The organism is Amycolatopsis sp. FBCC-B4732, from assembly GCF_023008405.1.
In the GTDB taxonomy this organism is placed as follows: Bacteria; Actinomycetota; Actinomycetes; order Mycobacteriales; family Pseudonocardiaceae; genus Amycolatopsis; species Amycolatopsis pretoriensis_A.
On record NZ_CP095376.1, the window covers coordinates 2,990,382 to 3,007,229 of the forward strand.

The 16,848-nt window shown below is 72.1% G+C and carries 18 protein-coding genes; 15 read left to right on the forward strand and 3 right to left on the reverse strand.

Features of this window, described 5'->3' with window-relative positions:
* Positions 1–2 precede the first annotated feature (2 nt).
* Positions 3–584, reverse strand: coding sequence for a TetR/AcrR family transcriptional regulator (locus MUY14_RS12750; protein WP_247023191.1), 582 nt, complete (start codon positions 582–584; stop codon positions 3–5).
* Between the two features lie 187 nt (positions 585–771).
* On the opposite strand from MUY14_RS12750, the gene MUY14_RS12755 reads away from it, so the two are divergent.
* From MUY14_RS12755 to pip, 5 genes are all read left to right on the forward strand, one after another.
* Positions 772–1,170, forward strand: a complete 399-nt coding sequence (locus tag MUY14_RS12755) for a hypothetical protein (RefSeq protein ID WP_247023192.1) — start codon at positions 772–774, stop codon at positions 1,168–1,170.
* Between the two features lie 11 nt (positions 1,171–1,181).
* Positions 1,182–1,823 (forward strand): DUF3558 domain-containing protein, encoded by a 642-nt coding sequence (locus tag MUY14_RS12760; protein WP_247023193.1) that lies wholly within the window; start codon positions 1,182–1,184, stop codon positions 1,821–1,823.
* Positions 1,824–1,826: 3 nt separating this feature from the next.
* Positions 1,827–3,167: a hypothetical protein gene (locus tag MUY14_RS12765; RefSeq protein ID WP_247023194.1), complete on the forward strand. Its 1,341-nt coding sequence runs from the start codon at positions 1,827–1,829 to the stop codon at positions 3,165–3,167.
* Positions 3,168–3,192: 25 nt separating this feature from the next.
* Positions 3,193–3,921 carry an ESX secretion-associated protein EspG gene (locus MUY14_RS12770; RefSeq protein ID WP_247025119.1) on the forward strand — a complete coding sequence of 243 codons (729 nt, stop codon included), beginning with the start codon at positions 3,193–3,195 and terminating at the stop codon, positions 3,919–3,921.
* A 79-nt stretch (positions 3,922–4,000) separates the two neighbouring features.
* On the forward strand, positions 4,001–4,948 hold the full coding sequence (gene pip / locus MUY14_RS12775; protein WP_247023195.1) for a prolyl aminopeptidase: 948 nt from the start codon (positions 4,001–4,003) through the stop codon (positions 4,946–4,948).
* A 152-nt stretch (positions 4,949–5,100) separates the two neighbouring features.
* Here pip and MUY14_RS12780 read toward each other — a convergent pair whose 3' ends face one another.
* On the reverse strand, positions 5,101–6,300 hold the full coding sequence (locus MUY14_RS12780) for a Glu/Leu/Phe/Val dehydrogenase dimerization domain-containing protein (protein ID WP_247023196.1): 1,200 nt from the start codon (positions 6,298–6,300) through the stop codon (positions 5,101–5,103).
* Between the two features lie 121 nt (positions 6,301–6,421).
* Between MUY14_RS12780 and MUY14_RS12785 the strand changes: the two genes are divergently transcribed.
* The 7 genes from MUY14_RS12785 (at position 6,422) to MUY14_RS12815 (ending at position 14,038) form a co-directional block, all read left to right on the forward strand.
* Positions 6,422–7,348, forward strand: a complete 927-nt coding sequence (locus MUY14_RS12785; RefSeq protein WP_247023197.1) for a LysR family transcriptional regulator — start codon at positions 6,422–6,424, stop codon at positions 7,346–7,348.
* A 122-nt stretch (positions 7,349–7,470) separates the two neighbouring features.
* A complete protein-coding gene (locus tag MUY14_RS12790; RefSeq protein WP_247023198.1) occupies positions 7,471–8,739 on the forward strand; it encodes a glutamate-cysteine ligase family protein in 1,269 nt (422 codons plus the stop codon).
* The gene (gene egtB / locus MUY14_RS12795) at positions 8,736–10,079 is read left to right on the forward strand and encodes an ergothioneine biosynthesis protein EgtB (protein WP_247023199.1); all 1,344 of its coding nucleotides are present in this window, start codon (positions 8,736–8,738) and stop codon (positions 10,077–10,079) included. Before MUY14_RS12790 ends, egtB begins: the two co-directional genes overlap by 4 nt.
* A 5-nt stretch (positions 10,080–10,084) precedes the next feature.
* The gene (gene egtC, locus MUY14_RS12800; protein ID WP_247023200.1) at positions 10,085–10,840 is read left to right on the forward strand and encodes an ergothioneine biosynthesis protein EgtC; all 756 of its coding nucleotides are present in this window, start codon (positions 10,085–10,087) and stop codon (positions 10,838–10,840) included.
* Positions 10,837–11,814, forward strand: coding sequence for an L-histidine N(alpha)-methyltransferase (egtD, locus tag MUY14_RS12805; RefSeq protein WP_247023201.1), 978 nt, complete (start codon positions 10,837–10,839; stop codon positions 11,812–11,814). The genes egtC and egtD overlap by 4 nt, the downstream gene beginning before the upstream one ends.
* Before the next feature lie 46 nt (positions 11,815–11,860).
* Positions 11,861–12,283: a nitroreductase family deazaflavin-dependent oxidoreductase gene (locus MUY14_RS12810; RefSeq protein ID WP_247025120.1), complete on the forward strand. Its 423-nt coding sequence runs from the start codon at positions 11,861–11,863 to the stop codon at positions 12,281–12,283.
* A 141-nt stretch (positions 12,284–12,424) separates the two neighbouring features.
* Entirely contained in the window at positions 12,425–14,038 is a 1,614-nt protein-coding gene (locus tag MUY14_RS12815) for an alpha/beta hydrolase (protein WP_247025121.1), read from the forward strand.
* A gap of 46 nt (positions 14,039–14,084) precedes the next feature.
* Here MUY14_RS12815 and MUY14_RS12820 read toward each other — a convergent pair whose 3' ends face one another.
* Positions 14,085–14,660, reverse strand: a complete 576-nt coding sequence (locus tag MUY14_RS12820) for a TetR/AcrR family transcriptional regulator (protein ID WP_247023202.1) — start codon at positions 14,658–14,660, stop codon at positions 14,085–14,087.
* Between the two features lie 90 nt (positions 14,661–14,750).
* On the opposite strand from MUY14_RS12820, the gene MUY14_RS12825 reads away from it, so the two are divergent.
* From MUY14_RS12825 to MUY14_RS12835, 3 genes are all read left to right on the forward strand, one after another.
* Positions 14,751–15,605, forward strand: a complete 855-nt coding sequence (locus MUY14_RS12825) for an alpha/beta fold hydrolase (protein WP_247023203.1) — start codon at positions 14,751–14,753, stop codon at positions 15,603–15,605.
* Between the two features lie 198 nt (positions 15,606–15,803).
* Positions 15,804–16,508, forward strand: a complete 705-nt coding sequence (locus MUY14_RS12830) for an MgtC/SapB family protein (protein WP_247023204.1) — start codon at positions 15,804–15,806, stop codon at positions 16,506–16,508.
* Between the two features lie 5 nt (positions 16,509–16,513).
* A complete protein-coding gene (locus MUY14_RS12835) occupies positions 16,514–16,744 on the forward strand; it encodes a hypothetical protein (RefSeq protein ID WP_247023205.1) in 231 nt (76 codons plus the stop codon).
* Positions 16,745–16,848 lie beyond the last annotated feature (104 nt).

Consider the following 16,848-nt stretch of genomic DNA (forward strand, 5'->3'; position numbering starts at 1 on the left):
GCTCAAACTGTCGTCTGGCGGTGCCGCCGCACGGTCTCCTCGACGAGGTCGAGCACCGGCCCCAGGCCGGCGGCGGGCAGGCCCATCGCCAGGTGGGAGACGAGCCCCTCGAGGACGAGCTCGAGGAACGCGGTGAGGACGTCGACGTCGACGTCGTCGCGCAGCTTCCCGGCGTCGCGCTGACGCAGCAGCCGCAGCCGGGTGGCGGTGGTGAGCTGCTCGGACCGCTCGGCCCACCGGCCGCGGAACTCCGGATCGGTGCGCAGCCGCCGGCTCACCTCGAGCCGCGTCCCGAGCCAGTCGGCGGGGTGGTCCCCGCCGGCGAGCAGATCGCGCATCACCTGCACGAGCCCCTGCTCGGCGACGACGTCGGCCATCCGGATGGCGTCATCCTCCGCGAGGGCGAGGAAGAGCGACTCCTTGTCCCGGAAGTGGTGGAAGATGGCCCCGCGCGACAGCCCGGTGGCTTCCTCCAGGCGCCGGACTGTGGCACCTTCGTAGCCGTAGCGCGCGAAGCACACGCGCGAGCCGTCGAGGATCTGGCGCCGGCGTGCGTCGAGGTGATCCTGGCTTACGCGTGGCATCCTGAAATCCTGACACCGCGGACCGGAGTTTCGCAATCCGTACGTACGTACTGTGACCCGGAGTGTCCAGGGAACCGGATCCCCACCCTCATCGTCTGAACGTTGCGGCGATTCGCTGACACGGAGTGAGACGGTTGGCTAGTCTTTGCCACATCACCGTGGGTGAACTGAGGGGAAGGTGCGGGTCGTGATCATCGGCGAAGCCGGACAGGCGGCACAGGCACTGTGGGGCGACGTCTTCGACACCCCAGGCCGCGTGTACGGCGGCGGAGGCGGCGGGGGCGGTCAGTTCCAGCTGGACCCCGAAGAGCTGAAGTCGTTGATCGGCCAGTGGGAAGACGTCTTGGACAAGATCGTCGAGGACGGGAGCAGGATCCGCGAGATCGTCCTCGCGGGCGAGCTCGCGCCCGGCCAGGACCCGGCCAGCGGCAGCTACGCGACCACCACCGGCGACTCGGTCCTCGCGCTCCAGCGGCAGAACGATTCCATGCGCAAGTACGCGCAGGAGTACATCAAGAAGCTCAAGGAAGCCCAGTCGAAGACCGTGGTCACCGACCAGAGCCTGTCCGAAACCTTCAAGGCATAGGCGAGCCGAACTTGTCCCGAAGCAAACTCTGTCTGATCGCCGTCCTGATCGTCGTCTCGGCAGGAGCCGCGACGGCCTGCACCACGACGACGGGTGGTACCGCGTCTCCGTCGCCCACCGGCTCGGCGGTGACGGGCACCACGTCGGCCGATCCCGAAGTGCCGAAGGTCGACGCCGCTCCGCTCGACGTGAGCAAGTACGTCGGCGACACCTGCGCGATCGTTCCGAAGGACGTGCTGAGCTCGTTGCGGTACACCGACGCGGGCGAATTCAAGGCGCAGGGCGACACGGTCTTCACTCAGGCGGGTCCGTCCTGCCTTTGGAAGCTGCGCGGCGAAGGCATCGGTCTTTCCGTGGCACTGGGGACCGGGAGCCGCGACAAAGGTGCCGGCGGCTTGGCCGGTATCTACGCGGGCTACCGCCAGAAGAAGTTCATCAGGTTCCTCGAGCCCGCTCCGGAAGTCGAGGGCTACCCGGCCGTCTACTTCGATGCCCAAGACGAGCGCTCGATGGGCTCGTGCGGGCTCGGCGTGGGCATCGCGGACGACCTCACCTTCGACGTGTACGCGCAGGGGTACCAGGGGCAGGACGATTCCTGCGCCGCGGCCACGCAGGTGGCGTCGAGCGTCATCAAGACACTCAAGGGGGCATGACGGGTGGACGGCAAGCAGATCTACGACAACTTCAGACAGGGCGACACGTCCGGGCTGCAGCGGATGGCCGAGTCCGTCGCGCAGCTCTCCGACGCCTACGCGGAACGCGGCGCGAGCATCAAGGCGCTGCAAACCAGGATGGTGAACGCGTGGACCGGTGACGCGGCCGACGCCGCGAACGCGGGTGCCGGGCCGATGGAACGGGCTTTCCACGACAGTGCCGCGCCGCTCGACGCGACCCGCGCCTCGGTAGACACCCAGGCGGCGGTGTTCCAGGAGTCGAACAACGCGGTCGTGGAGATCCCGCCGAAGCCGGAGAAGCCGAACCCCTGGACCACCGGGCTGAAGGCCGCCATCCCGATCGCCGGGCCGTTCATGGCCAAGGACGACATCGACGACTACCAGGCCGGGATCGCGAAGTACAACGCGGCCAACGAAACCAATGTCCGCGTGATGGATCAGTACAGCAACGTCACCGACAGCACCCGGTCGGCGTTGCCCACCGACTACGGCGTCCTCGAGTCCGACGGCGCCGCCATCGCCGTGAACACGCCCAAGGGGCCCGGCGGCATCAACGAGCCGACCGACAAGAACAAGTGGTATCCCGAAGGCGGGGGCGGTGATCCCGGCAACGGGACCACCGACCACACCTCGACCAGCAGCGTCGACCCGGGCCGCACCGGGGGCCCCGACCAGCCCGGCGGCACCGACCGCCCCGGGGGCACGGACCGCCCTGGGGGAACCGACCGTCCCGGCGGGACCGACCGGCCCGGTGTCAGCACCGACAAGCCCGGCGACGACACGCACACCACCGGCACCGGCCGGCCGCCCACGACCACCACGCGGCCGGGGCAGACCACCGAACGGCCGGGGGGTACGCCGCCCGGGACCGGGGGGATCGAGTTCTACCCCACCGGGACCGGTGGGGGTGGTGGCCAGAACTACTCCAACACCTCCTTCGGGAACGACCCCACGTCCGGCGGCCGCGGGCCGGCCAGTGGCAACGCCGGCAGCCGGCTGCTCGACTCGAACGGACGTCCCATCGGGGGCAGCAGCGGCAGCGGGACCGGTGGTGGCGGGAACGGCGCCGCGGGGGAGCGGGGGCTCGGCAGCGGGCGCGGTTCCGGCATGGGCAGCCTGGGCAACGCGGCCGCGGCGGAGGCCGCCGCCGCGCGGTCGGCGGCCGGCCGGAGCGGGCAGATGGGGCCGATGGGCCCCGGGGGACGGCGCGGCGAGGGTGAGGAAGATGATGAGCACCAGCGGCCGGACTTCCTGATCGAAGCGGACCCGGACGCGATCTTCGGTACCGACCAGCGGACCAGTCCGCCGGTCATCGGCGAGTAGGCGGGTGGACGTGGCAACAGGCCGGGTGGACGTTCCGGTCGAGGCGTTGGCCGCGTTGGCCGAACGCGAACAGGCGGGTCAGCTGCACATCACCCTGCGCCCGGAGCCGATCTGGCTGTCGGACGTGGAGCGCGACGAGGCGGGCAAGCGGATCGACGCCGCGCTGGCGGAGGCCGGGCTCGTCGACGTGCGCGGGCGGGTCACCGTCGACTTCCTCGACTGGCTGCCGCTGCTGGTCAACCCCGCGCGGGAGTGCTACGGCTGGGTCGGTGTCGACGGGCAGACCTACGGCGTGCTCGCCGCGGCGAAGGGGCTGCAGGCGATCCTCGCCGTCTCCGACGGGACCCACATCGGCGTGCAGGAGATCGACCGGAACCGGCTCGCCGAGTCCCTCGTCGAGCAGCTGCCGCCGGTCGGGCCCGGCGGCGGGCACCCGCGTTCGGTCCGGGTCGCCGACCTGGCCGAGGCCGGGCGTCGCGGTCAGGAGGCGTACCCGCTGGCCCCGGCGATCGCCGACGTCGTCAGCCTCGTGCAGCGGCCGGTTTCGGGCAGCGGCGAGCTCTACGTCGGGCGGCGCGACGACGTCGGCCGCCACACCTGCCTGCAGCAGCCGCTGCACTACGCCGACACGGACTGGGGCCGCTACCTCAGCTACACGACCGGCTCCGGCGACGACGCCGTCATCCACATCGGACCGGCGGGGCCGCGTGAGCTGGCCGAAACGCTCGACGAGCTGGCCGGCACCCTCGGCTGAGCGGAAAAGACCGCGCGCGAACTCCTCGTCCCGGCTAATGTGACAGCGCTGTTGCATTCCGAGGTGGAAGGACGCGCCGATGCGGTACCCCGAGATCGAACCGTACGAACACGGCATGCTCGACGTCGGCGACGGGCACGAAATCTACTGGGAGACCTGCGGGAACCCGGACGGCAAGCCCGCGCTGGTCGTGCACGGCGGGCCCGGCTCCGGCTGCTCGGCCGGCGTCCGGCGGTTCTTCGACCCGGCGCGCTACCGGATCGTCCTGGCCGACCAGCGCGGCTGCGGGCGCAGCACCCCGCACGCGGGCGCCCCGGTCGCGGACCTCTCCGCCAACACGACCGGCCACCTGGTGGCGGACTTCGAACGGCTGCGCGCGCACCTCGGGATCGGGAAGTGGCTGCTGTTCGGCGGTTCCTGGGGTTCGGTGCTCAGCCTGGCCTACGCCCTGCGCCACCCCGGCCGGGTCAGCGAAATGGTCCTGATGGGCCTCGCGACCGACCGCCACCTCGAGATCGAGCTGCTCATCCGCGGGCTCGGCGCGTACTTCCCGGATGCCTTCGCGAAGTTCCGCGAAGGAGTGCCGGAAAGCGAGCGCGACGGCGACCTCTCGGCCGCCTACCACCGGCTGCTCATGGACCCCGACCCGGCGATCCACCACAAGGCGGCCGACGACTGGTGCGCCTGGGAAGACGCCATGCTCCCCGGGGTGCCGCCGCACGACGTCTTCGAGGACCCGGCCTACCGGCTCTGCTTCGCCCGGCTCGTCACGCACTACTTCAGCAACCGCGCGTTCCTGCCCGACGGCGAAATCCTGCGCCGGGCCGGCGAGCTGGCGGACATCCCCGCCGTGCTGGCCCAGGGGGTGCTGGACACGAGCAACATCGTCGGCACACCGTGGCTGCTGCACCACGCCTGGCCGGGCAGCGAGCTGGTCATGCTCGACGACGTCGGGCACACGGTGTCGGCCGCGTCGATGCAGGACGTCCTGATCGGCGCGACCGACCGCTTCGCGAACCGTGGCTGACCGCCAGCCGATCTGCGACCACGAACCCCACCTGCTCACCGAGCGCGGGGTCCGGCTGATTTACCGCCGCCATCCGGCACAACCGCCACCAGCCAGCCCATCCCCCGATCGCTGGCCGCTCACGACCACCGACCGGGTTACGCATTGCTCGTCTAGGGGATGAGCAGCTGCGGCTCACCCTCCGGGGCGAGCGCGGCTTCGGTGCGCCGGACCCGGTTGGCCTCGGCCAGCCGGAGCCCGGTGACGCGCAGCGGCAGCCGGTCCATCCGCCACTCGGCCAGCAGGAGGGCGACCTTCGCCTGCATTTCGGTGCGCAGCCGCAGGAACGAGTCGGCCGGGTCGGCGCCGACCTCGCCCAGGAGCAGCCACCACGCCCACGCGGCCGCGCCGGCGTTCGCCACGAAGTCCGGGACCACGGCGACCCCGCGCGCGGACAGCGCCGCTTCCGCTTCCGGGGTCGTCGCCGCGTTGGCCGCTTCGACGACCACCGCCGCCTTGACCAGGTTCTCGTTGTCCGGGCGCAGCGCGTAGGAGATCGCGGCCGGCACGAAGATGTCCGCGTCGATGCCGACGATCGTCTCGCGGGGGAGCGAGCGCACCCCGGCGGGCAGCCGCGACCGGTCGACCTCGCCGAAGCGGTCGCGCAGCTCGAGCAGCGCCGGGACGTCGAGCCCGGCCGGGTCGTGGAGCGTGCCCGCGGCGTCGGCCACCGCGACCACCTTCATCCCGGCTTCGTGAAGGTACCAGGCCGCGCCGCCGCCCATGGTGCCGATGCCCTGGATCGCCACCGTCGTCTCGCGGACGTCCCAGTCCCACGCGGCCGCGACGCCGAGGCACGACTGCGCCACGCCGTAGCCGCCGACGACGTCGCCGAGCAGGAGCCCGCCGGGCACCGGGGCGTTGAGGCCCGCCTGGACGCGGCGCAGGGTACGAGCCGGGTCGGCCGAACGGCGGATCGCGGCGTGGTACGACTGCTCCAGCCCGAGCTCGGCGAACACCTCGTCGATCAGGTGCTGCGGGACGCCGAGGTCCTCCGCCGTCACCCAGTGGGCGTCCAGCCACGGCCGCAGGAACGCGCAGAACCGCTTGAGGACGCCGAACGCGCGCGGGTCCTTCGGGTCGAAGTCGATGCCGCCCTTCGCCCCGCCGACCGGCAGGTTGAAGGTCGCGGTCTTGTTGGCCATGCCCCGGGCGAGGTCCTCCACCTCGGACATCGTGCAGCCCGCCCGCATCCGGGTGCCGCCGGTGGCGACTCCCGAGACCAGGCTGTGCACGACCAGGTAGCCGGTTGCGCCGGTGACGGAATCGGTCCACGTGAGCCGCATCAGCGGTTCGGCGTTGCGCGGGGTCATCAGGCCACCCACCTCCAGGGAAGTCCGGGGCGGCCCGTTCCGGCCGCCTCCACGACTGTGCGCCCGGGGTGGCGGTCCCGTCCATTTAACGAACCTGCACGATCTCGTTTAGGTTTTGTGTATGGAGCTTTCGTTGCACCGCTTGAGGATGCTTCGCGAGCTGCACCGCCGGGGAACCGTGACGGCGGCCGCCGCCGCGCTGCACTACACCGCTTCGGCGGTATCGCAGCAGCTCGCGCAGCTGGAACGCGACGTGGGCGCGAAGCTGTTCGAACGGCTCGGCCGCCGGGTCCAGCTGACCGAGCTGGGCACCCTGCTCACGGAGCACGCGGAAGAGATCCTCGGATCGGTGGAGCGCGCGACACTCGCACTGGAGGAGGCGCAGGAGGCCCGCACGGTCCGGCTGACCGCCGGGGTGTGGGCTTCGGTGGCATCCGGCCTGCTCCCGACGGCGCTGACCGCGCTGGCCGGCGACCACCCCGGCATCGAGGTCCGCACCCGCGAGCTGGCGCCCGAGGACACCGCGGAGGCCGTCCGCGACGGCAGCCTCGACCTGTCGTTCGTCATCGACTACTCCGATTCGCCGATGGCGTGGGACGCCGGGCTGGAACGCGCGGTCGTGGCCGTCGAGCGCCTGCACGCCGCGGTGCCGCGGGGCGCGTTTCCGGCGGGGTCGGCGTCGCTGGACGACCTCGCCGAGCACCCGTGGATCCTGGCCAGCGCGAAGTCGCAGTTCGGCCGCGCGATGCGCACCGCCTGCCAGCGCCACGGGTTCGCCCCCAAGATCAACCACGAGGTCGAGGAGCAGTCGACGGCGATGGCGATGGTGGGCGCCGGGCTGGGCGTCACCCTGGTCTCGGACCTCGGCCTGCGTCTGCTGCGGCCGCCCGGGATCGACGTCGTCACCCTCACCACGCCGTTGCTCCGAACGGTTTCGATCGCCTACCGGCGCACCGCGTTCCGGCGGCCCGCGTTGCACCTGGTGATCGAGGCCGTGCGCGCGTCCGCGGCCGAATTGGGACTGGGCACCGAGTCCGCTTTGCCCTGATCCGGGGGTTCTTACGGAGTGGTGAAACCGTCCTGCGGGGCAAGACGAGCCCTGAATTTGTCGTACCCCGCGTGTAGCGTCCGAAGTCGAGAAGTTCCACCACACGGGACTAGGAAACGGACATGACAGAAGCGTCTACGGTGCACGATTTCCCCGAGAAGTCGGGTAGTGCGTCGAACCAGACCGCGCGGCTCCTCGCGGACCGCGCGGCCGGGGAGGCGTACGTGGCATCGGTGTGCTTCAAGCACGGGCCACCCCGCCTGACCGGCGTGGAGCTGGAGTTCACCGTGCACCACGCCGACGACCCGGCAAGACCGCTCGATCCCGACGTACTCGCCACGGCGCTGGGCCCGCACACCCCGCGGACCCTCCGCCCCGACAGCCCCGCCGTGCCACTCCCGGCCGGCAGCCCGGTCAGCCTCGAACCCGGCTGCCAAGTCGAAATATCCGCGCTTCCCCAGGCCACGCTCCGCGAACTCGACGCGGTCGTCTCGGCCGATCTGCGCCACCTGCGCACTCTCCTCGCCCGCCACGGGCTCGAACTCGGCGAAACCGGCATCGACGCGCACCGCGCGCCGCGTCGGCTCCTGCGCACGCCGCGCTACGCGGCGATGGAACGCCGGTTCGCGCCCATCGGCCCCGGCGGCATCACGATGATGTGCAGCACCGCCGGCCTGCAGGTGTGCGTCGACGCGGGGGAGGCCGACCAGCACGCCTTCCGCTGGGCGGCCGCCCACGCCATGGGGCCGCCCTTGCTGGCCCTCTTCGCCAATTCCCGCGTCCACGCCGGACGCGACACGGGGTTCGCCTCCGCCCGCTGGCTCGCGGTGCACGACACCGAAGCGGTCCGGTCGCGCACCGAACGCGTCGCGGGCGAACCCGCGGCGGAGTGGGCCGCCCGCCTGATGGACACGCCGTTGCTGGTGCTGCCCCGCGGCGACCGGCCGTGGGACGCGCCGGAGGGGCTGACGTTCGCCGACTGGATCGACGGCAAGGGCGCCGGCGCCCTGCTGCCGAAACCCACGTCGGTGGACCTCGACTACCACCTCACGACGATGTTCACCCCCGTCCGCCCGCAGGGGTACCTGGAGATCCGGTACCTCGACGCGCAGCCGCCGGGTGCGTGGCTGCCGCCGGTGGCACTGGTCTCGGCACTGCTCGCCCGCCCGTCCACGGTGGACAAGGTGCTCGACCTGTGCGCGCCGGTCGCGGGCCGGTGGAGCCTGGCGGCGCGGCGTGGCCTGGCCGACCCGGAGCTGGCCGCCGCGGCGGCCGCGCTCGCGGATCTCGGCTGCGCCGAGCTGGGCGCGACCGGGCTGGCGGACGAATCGATCACCGAGATCAGCGAGAGCGTGCAGGGGCGCGTGTCCCGATCGAGGAGCGAAGCATGAGCACAGAGGCAGAAGCACTGGACGACCTGAGCGCGCAGGACCTGCGCGCCCGTGCCGCCGAAGCACTGACGAGGGCGCGGGCGCGCAGCGAGGCGCTGACCGACGCCGTCGACGACGAAGACCTGGTCCGCCAGCACTCCAAGCTGATGTCCCCGCTGGTCTGGGACCTGGCGCACATCGGCGTGCAGGAGGAGCTGTGGCTGGTCCGCGACGTCGGCGGTCGCGAGCCGCTGCGCCCGGACATCGACGACATCTACGACGCCTTCCAGCACGCCAGGGCCGACCGGCCGGAGCTGCCGCTGCTCGGCCCGGCCGAGGCGCGCGCGTACGTGAAGCAGGTTCGCGAAAAGGCGTTCGACGTCCTCGAACGCGTGCCGCTGCAGGGCAGCAAGCTGACCGAGCGGGCGTTCGCGTTCGGCATGATCACCCAGCACGAGCAGCAGCACGACGAGACGATGCTGGCCACCCACCAGCTGCGCAAGGGCGACCCGGTGCTGCACGCGCCGGAGCCGCCGCCCGCCCGCTCCGGCGCGCTGCCGGCCGAGGTGCTGGTCCCGGGCGGCGCGTTCACCATGGGCACGTCGGCCGAGCCGTGGGCGCTGGACAACGAGCGCCCGGCGCACGAGCTCGTCGTCGAGGCGTTCTGGCTGGACACCGTCCCGGTCACCTGCGGGGCGTACGCCGAGTTCCTCGACGGCGGTGGCTACGACGACGAGCGGTGGTGGAGCCCGGCGGGCTGGGCCTACCGGACGGAGCACGGCATCACCGCGCCGCGGTTCTGGAAGCGGGAGCAGGACGGCTGGTGGCGGACCCGGTTCGGCGTCTACGAACGCGTCACGGCCGACGAGCCGGTCGTGCACGTCTCCTACCACGAGGCCGAGGCCTACGCGGCCTGGGCGGGCCGGCGGCTGCCGACCGAAGCGGAGTGGGAGAAGGCGGCGCGGTTCGACCCGGCGACGGGCCGGTCGCGGCGGTTCCCGTGGGGTGACGACGAGCCGTCCGCCGAGCACGCCAACCTCGGCCAGCGGCACCTGCGCCCGGCGCCCGCGGGCGCGTACCCGGCGGGTGCGTCGCCGACCGGCGTGCACCAGCTGATCGGCGACGTCTGGGAGTGGACGAGCACCGACCTGCACGGGTACCCGGGCTTCGTGCCCTTCCCGTACCGGGAGTACTCGGAGGTGTTCTTCGGGCCGGAGTACAAGATCCTGCGCGGTGGCTCGTTCGGCACCGACTCGGCGGCGATCCGGGGCACGTTCCGCAACTGGGACTACCCGATCCGGCGGCAGATCTTCGCCGGCTTCCGCACGGCGCGCGACGCGGCACCCGGCGAGGTGGACTAGGCACCATGTGCAGGCACATCGCCTACCTCGGCGAGCCGGTTCCACCCGCCGAGGTGCTCTTCCGCGCGCCGCATTCGCTGCTGGTGCAGTCCTACGCGCCGGCGGACATGCGCGGCGGCGGCTCGGTGAACGCCGACGGGTTCGGGCTGGGGTGGTACCCCGGCCCGGGCTCGCCGCCGCTGCGCCACCGCCGCTCGACTCCACTGTGGACGGACGAGACGCTGCCGCCGCTGGCGGCGGCGGTGACCACGGGCGCGTTCGTCGCCGCGGTCCGCAACGGCACCACCGGCCTGCCGGTGACCGAGGCGGCCGCGGCGCCGTTCACCGCCGGGCGCTGGCTGTTCAGCCACAACGGCGTCGTCCGCGGCTACCCGGACTCGCTGGCCGGGCCGGCCAAGACGCTGCCGATCACCGAACTGCTGACCTTGGAGGCACCGACGGACTCGGTGGTGCTCTGGGCGCTGCTGCGCGCCCGGCTCGCCGCGGGCGAGGATCCGCTTCGGGCGGTGGCGGAACTGACCGCCGAGGTCGAAGCGGCCGCACCCGGCTCCCGGCTCAACTTCCTGCTCACCGACGGCGAAACGCTGATCGGCACCACCTGGACGCACGCGCTGTCGGTGCTCGAAACGCCGTCCGGCGTGCTGCTGGCTTCCGAACCCTGTGACGGTGACCCGCGCTGGCGGCCCGTCCCCGACCACCACGCCGTGCGCGCCACCGCGGCCGGCGTCGAACTGCTTCCCCTGACCCAGGAGAACCCATGACCGAAGTCGATCTCGACCACCACCGCTCCGGCGACGCCGTCACCGCGGAACTGCGCGCCGACGTCGTCGCCGGCCTCACCGCGGACCGCAAGTGGCTGCCGCCCAAGTGGTTCTACGACGCCGAAGGCAGCGAGCTGTTCGAGAAGATCACCCAGCTGCCGGAGTACTACCCGACCCGCAGCGAACGCGAGGTGCTGGCCGCGCACGCCGCCGACGTCGCGGAGCTGACCGGCGCGCACACGCTCGTCGAGCTGGGTTCGGGCTCGAGCGAGAAGACCCGCCTGCTGCTCGACGCGCTCACCGCGCACGGGACCATGGAGGCGTTCGTCCCGCTCGACGTGTCCGAGTCGGCGCTCGCCGAGGCCGCCGAAGCCATTTCGAAGGACTACCCGGGGCTGACCGTCCGCGGGGTGGTCGGCGACTTCACCCAGCACCTCGGCCTGCTGCCCGGCGGTCAGCCGCGGCTGGTGGCGTTCCTCGGCGGCACCATCGGCAACTTCCTGCCGGCCGAGCGCGCGGCCTTCCTGCGGTCCGTGCGGGAGGTCCTCGGCGAGGGGGAGTGGCTGCTCCTCGGCACCGACCTGGTCAAGGACGCGGGCATCCTCGAACGCGCCTACGACGACGCCGCGGGCGTGACGGCGGAGTTCGACAAGAACGTCCTGCGGGTGATCAACGCCCGCCTCGGCGCGGACTTCGACACCGACGAGTTCGACCACGTCTCGCACTGGGACGCGGAGAACGAGTGGATCGAGATGCGCCTGCTGGCCCGCCGCGCGCTCACCGTCGAGATCCCGGGCGCGGACCTCACGGTGAGCTTCGCCGAGGGCGAGCACATCCGCACGGAGATCTCCGCCAAGTTCCGGCCGTCCGGCGTCGAGGCGGAGCTGGCCGCGGCCGGGTTCGAGCTGGCGCACTGGTGGACCGACTCCCAGCAGCGGTTCGGGGTGAGCCTGGCAAGATCTGTGCGTGGCTAATCCTCTCCGGGCACTCGCCCGGGCTGTCGGCACGAAGCCGTGGCTGATGCGCACGGCCCGCTTCGTCGTGTGGGCGGACAAGAAACTGCACAAGGCGTTCGGCGGCCGGGTGAGCCTCGTGGCGCTCGCCGGGCTGCCGTCGCTGCGCCTCACGACGACGGGCCGCAAGAGCGGGCTGGCGCGCAGCACCAACCTGCTCTACTACCCGCACGGCGACGACTTCGTGCTGACGGCCTCCAACTGGGGCCGCCGGCACGACCCGGCGTGGGCGCTGAACCTGCGCGCGAACCCGAAGGCCGAGGTCGCGCGGGCGGGACGGCCCACGGCGGTCGTGGCGCGGGAGCTGACCGGCGAGGAGTACGCCGCGATGTGGCGGGAGCTGCTGCAGTTCTGGCCGGGGTACGCGATGGAGCAGCAGGAAGCCGGCCGCACGTTGCCGGTTTTCCTGCTGACCGCGGTCGTCGGGTAGGTTCCCACCATCCTTTTGGCCGGTGACGGCTTTCGCCGGTTTGTGCCAGTCTCTCCCGGGTAACGCGCCGTGACGTCTCGGACGCGCGGTGGATGCGTGACCTACGGAGGAGTCGTCTTGCGGAGATCCACCAGGGGCCGGATACGCTCGTTCGCGCTGGCCGGAGCGCTCGTGGCCGGGCTGGGCACGGCCGGGACGGCGGGTACCGCCGCGGCCGCCACCGATGCCGCCGGAGCCGCCGTCAAGCCGGCGGTCGCCGGGGCGACCGCCGCGCCGAATTGGGGCACCTGCTCGGCCGCCACGCTCGCGGGAGTGCCTGCGGACCAGGTCAAGTACTACAGCTGCGCCCGCTACCGGGTGCCCATCGACCACGACAACGCCACGCTCGGCACCATCGACATCGCCCTGCTCAAGCGCGCGGCCCGGACGCCGGACCAGCGGGTCGGTTCGCTGTTCCTCAACCCGGGCGGTCCCGGCGGGTCCGGCCTGCGGATGCCGATCAGCGGCCAGTACTACTTCCAGCCGCAGGTCGTCGACCGGTTCGACCTCATCGGGTTCGACCCGCGCGGGGTCGGGCAGAGCAACCCGCTGCGCTGCTTCACCACCCAGGAAGACGCGGACGAGGTCTTCGGCGCCCAGATCCCGGTACCGCTGTCGCGCACCGAGATCTCCGGGACGCTCGCCAGCTACCGCGACTACGGGCAGTTCTGCAAGAACAACGCGGGTTCGCTGCTCAACCACATGTCCACGAAGGACGTGGTGCGCGACCTCGACACGCTGCGCGCGGCGGTCGGGGACCAGAAGCTGACCTACGTCGGCTTCTCCTACGGCACCCTGATCGGCTCGACCTACACCTCGATGTTCCCGAAGCAGTCGCGGGCCATCGTGATCGACGGCAACGTCGACCCGGCGCTGCGCACCAGCGACGGCGTGCAGTACGACCGCGAACGCGCCCAGGGCTTCGAAATCTCCCTCGACGGCTTCCTCAAGCGGTGCGACCAGGCCGGCGCCAAGTGCGCGTTCAGCGACGGGAACCCGCGGGCGAAGTTCGACGAGGTCCGCGAGTACCTGCGCAAGCAGCCGATCACCCTCCCCGGTGGCGGCACGGTGGACATCAACCAGTTCACCGGCGGCGTTTCGAGCGTCCTGTACTCGCCGTCGGCGTTCCCCGGCCTGGCCGAGGACCTGCAGGCGCTCTACGGCGCCCTCCACCCGACCGGCGCGCAGGCGCAGGCGCTGCAGGCCAAGCCGCTGAAGGCGCTCACCCCCGGCAAGCGGGGCCTGGCCGACCAGAACCCGGACAGCCCGTACACCAGTGACGACTCGTACTTCGCGGTCAACTGCTCGGACAAGCCGTTCAAGATCAAGCAGGACCAGGTGCCGGGCATCGCCGCCCAGTGGGAGCGCGAATCGCGCACCTTCGGCCGCTACCAGGCGTTCGCCGACACGGCGGGCTGCCCGGTGTGGCCGGCGAAGAAGCCGGACGTCTACCGCGGTCCGTGGCGGGCCAAGACCGACGTCCCGGTCGTCGTGGTCGGCAACTACTACGACCCGGCGACGCAGTACAAGTTCGCTCAGCGGATGGCCGCGGAGCTGGGCAACGCGCGGCTGCTGTCGGTCGACGCGTTCGGCCACTGCATCCTCGGTGACGCCCTCGGCGTCGACAAGGCCGTGGCCGACTACCTGACCGACCTCAAGGTGCCGGCGGGCGGCCAGGTGTTCCAGCCGAACGTCCAGCCGTTCGAAACGCCGTAGCGAACCCGGGAAACGGGCCGGGGTGACGTCGTCGCCCCGGCCCGTTTCACGTCCCGAGCAGGCGGTCGAGCAGGTCGGCGGCAGCGGCCTCGGCTTCGGCGGTGCTCGTGGGTTCGCCGGTGCGGGCGGCGAGCAGCGCGACTTCGTTCATCCCGGCGAGCAGCACGTGCGCGAAGAGGTCCACGCGCGCGGCGGGGATCCGGCCGTCGCGCCGCAACGCGGCCTTGATCTTGCCGAGGGTGCGCCGCTCGTCGAGCTGCCGCCAGCGTTGCCAGCCGAGCACGGCGGGCGCGTCGACGAGCAGCACCTGCCGCACCACGGGGTCCGCGGTGCTCCGGATCCACGCCAGGCAGGCGGCGCGCAAGGCGGCCGCCGGCTCGGTCAGGCCCTCGACGGCCCGCGCGCTCTCCGCTTCCACCCGCTCGTAGACGGCGTCCAAGACGGCCGTGAACAGCGCGTCCTTGCCGGGGAAGTGGTGGTAGAGCGCGCCCCGGCTGACGTCGGCGGCCCGCAGGACGGCCTCGATCGACGTCGCGTCGTAGCCGTGTTCGGTGAACAGGTCCGAGGCGACCGCGACGAGGTGCTCGCGGGTCGCCTGACCGCGGTCGATCTTCTTGTTCATGCCGGTGCGCCGCCTCCGTCGTTGACAAACCGACTGTCGGTCTGTCGATACTAGACCGACAGTCGGTCTACTTCCGGAGGGACTCTACCGATGGACCTGCGCACCTGGGAGGACCAGCGCGGACGCGTGTCGACGGCGTCCGGTGAAGTGAGCTACGTCGACGTCGGCGAAGGGCCGGTCACGCTCTTCGTCCACGGCGCCGGGACGAACAACCTGTTGTGGCGCAAGGCGATCGCCGAGCTGGCGGGGGAGCGGCGGTGCGTCGCGCCGGACCTGCCGGGGCACGGCGGCTCACCGGTCACGGCCACGCAGGACCTCAGCCTCAACGGACTCGCCCGCCTCCTCGAAGACTTCTGCGAGTCGCTGGAGCTCGGCGAGCTCGACCTGGTCGCCAACGACACCGGCGGCGCCGTCGCCCAGGTCTTCGCCGTGCACCACGCCGGCCGGCTCCGGACGCTCGCCCTGACCAACTGCGACACGCAGGGCAACCTGCCGCCCGCCGCGTTCCGGCCGATCGTGGAGCTGGCCGAGCGCGGGGAACTCGCGCCGCGGTCGGTCCGGCTCGCCGCGCACCCCGGGCGGATGCGGGCCGGTGCCCTCGGCGGCGGCTACGAGCGGCCGGACGAAGTGCCCGGCGAAGTCCTCGAAGCGTTCGTCCGGCCGGTGTTCGGCACCCTCGAGGCGGCCCGGCAGTTCGAGCGCTTGCTGACCTCGGTCCGCGGCGAGGAGCTGGACGCGATCGAGCCGCTGCTCAAGGCGTTCACGGTGCCGACCCTGCTGGTCTGGGGCACCGGCGACCCGAACTTCGGCGTCGAGTGGGCGCACCGGTTCGCCGAGACCGTCCCGGGCGTCACCGAAGTCGTCGAGGTGCCGGGCGCGAAGCTGTTCTTCCCCGACGAGCGCCCCGCCGACCTCGTGCCGCACCTGCGGCGGCACTGGGCGTAGCGATCATCACAGCGCCGGGTGCGGACTAGGCGCTACAGTGATCCGGTTGATCAAGACGAGCACGGAAGCGAGGTGAGCGGCACATGCCAGCGGACAGTCATCGGACGGCCGGGCGCGCGCTCACCGGGGGTTTCCCGCTGGGCTGAGTCCGGCCGACCCCTGTCCGGCAGTGCGCGCACGCCGGAAAAGAGCCGGATCATGACCATCTTCGAAATGCTGCTGCGCGTGGGCGCCGGCGTCGGCCTGGGTGCCGTCATCGGGGTCGAGCGCCAGTTCCGGGCCCGGCTGGCCGGGCTGCGCACCAACGCGCTGGTCGCCGTCGGGGCGACCCTCTTCGTGCTGCTGTCCGCGCACGGCTTCGGCGGGCTGGCTTCCAGCGGTGACGCCGATCCGACGCGGGTGGCCGCGCAGATCGTCTCGGGCATCGGGTTCCTCGGTGCCGGGGTGATCATGCGCGACGGCCTCAACGTCCGCGGCCTCAACACGGCGGCGACGCTGTGGTGCTCGGCCGCGGTCGGTGCGCTGGCCGGAGCCGGGCTCTACGTCGTCGCGGTGGCCGGAACGGCGGTCGTGGTCGGGGTGAACGTGGTGCTGCGGCCGCTGGGCCGCGTCGTCGACCGCCGCCCGGACGCGGGGGGCGAGACGCCGACGCGGTACGCGTTCCAGGCCGTCACGCGCGACGCGACCGAGGCCCACGTGCGGGCGCTGCTCGTGCAATCGTTGACCCGCACGGACTTCCGGCTGCTGTCGGTGCTGAGCACGGACCGCGAAGACCGCACGGTCGAGGTCCGCGCCGAGCTGGTCGGCGACCAGCGCGACGACGCCCAGATGGAGGCGGCGGTTTCGCGGCTCTCGCTGGAGCCGTCGGTGTCGAGCGTGCGCTGGGAAGCCGTGCCCGCGTAACAGGTGTGGACGAACTCGCGCAGCAGCTCGTCGAGCTGGGCCGGCTGCTCGCGGTTCACCAATGGCCGGGCACCCTCGATCGGCCCCGCGTGCGGGGCCCCGCAGCCGACAAGGGCCGCCACCGCGAAGATGTCTGGCGGGTCGCCCGTCACCAGCGGCGCGCGGTCGCGGACTTCGCCGACCTTTCGGCGGGCGAACGGTGCGGGCCGTTCAGGTCGTGGAACTCCGCCCGCTGATTTCCGGCGAGCCGAAGTCGCCGTCGCCAAGGTCGAGCGTGCGCTGGGAAGCCGTGCCCGCGTAACGGAGAAGGCCTCCCCGCTCACCGAGCGGGGAGGCCTTC

Excerpts from the sequence above, each read along its gene's own strand:
- MUY14_RS12830 (WP_247023204.1), top strand. The coding sequence starts at position 15,804 with ATGACCATCTTCGAAATGCTGCTGCGCGTGGGCGCCGGCGTCGGCCTG.
- MUY14_RS12785 (WP_247023197.1), top strand. The coding sequence starts at position 6,422 with ATGGAGCTTTCGTTGCACCGCTTGAGGATGCTTCGCGAGCTGCACCGC.
- pip (WP_247023195.1), top strand. The coding sequence starts at position 4,001 with ATGCGGTACCCCGAGATCGAACCGTACGAACACGGCATGCTCGACGTC.
- egtD (WP_247023201.1), top strand. The coding sequence starts at position 10,837 with ATGACCGAAGTCGATCTCGACCACCACCGCTCCGGCGACGCCGTCACC.
- MUY14_RS12820 (WP_247023202.1), bottom strand. The coding sequence starts at position 14,660 with ATGAACAAGAAGATCGACCGCGGTCAGGCGACCCGCGAGCACCTCGTC.
- MUY14_RS12780 (WP_247023196.1), bottom strand. The coding sequence starts at position 6,300 with ATGACCCCGCGCAACGCCGAACCGCTGATGCGGCTCACGTGGACCGAT.
- egtC (WP_247023200.1), top strand. The coding sequence starts at position 10,085 with ATGTGCAGGCACATCGCCTACCTCGGCGAGCCGGTTCCACCCGCCGAG.
- MUY14_RS12790 (WP_247023198.1), top strand. The coding sequence starts at position 7,471 with ATGACAGAAGCGTCTACGGTGCACGATTTCCCCGAGAAGTCGGGTAGT.
- MUY14_RS12750 (WP_247023191.1), bottom strand. The coding sequence starts at position 584 with ATGCCACGCGTAAGCCAGGATCACCTCGACGCACGCCGGCGCCAGATC.
- egtB (WP_247023199.1), top strand. The coding sequence starts at position 8,736 with ATGAGCACAGAGGCAGAAGCACTGGACGACCTGAGCGCGCAGGACCTG.
- MUY14_RS12825 (WP_247023203.1), top strand. The coding sequence starts at position 14,751 with ATGGACCTGCGCACCTGGGAGGACCAGCGCGGACGCGTGTCGACGGCG.
- MUY14_RS12810 (WP_247025120.1), top strand. The coding sequence starts at position 11,861 with ATGCGCACGGCCCGCTTCGTCGTGTGGGCGGACAAGAAACTGCACAAG.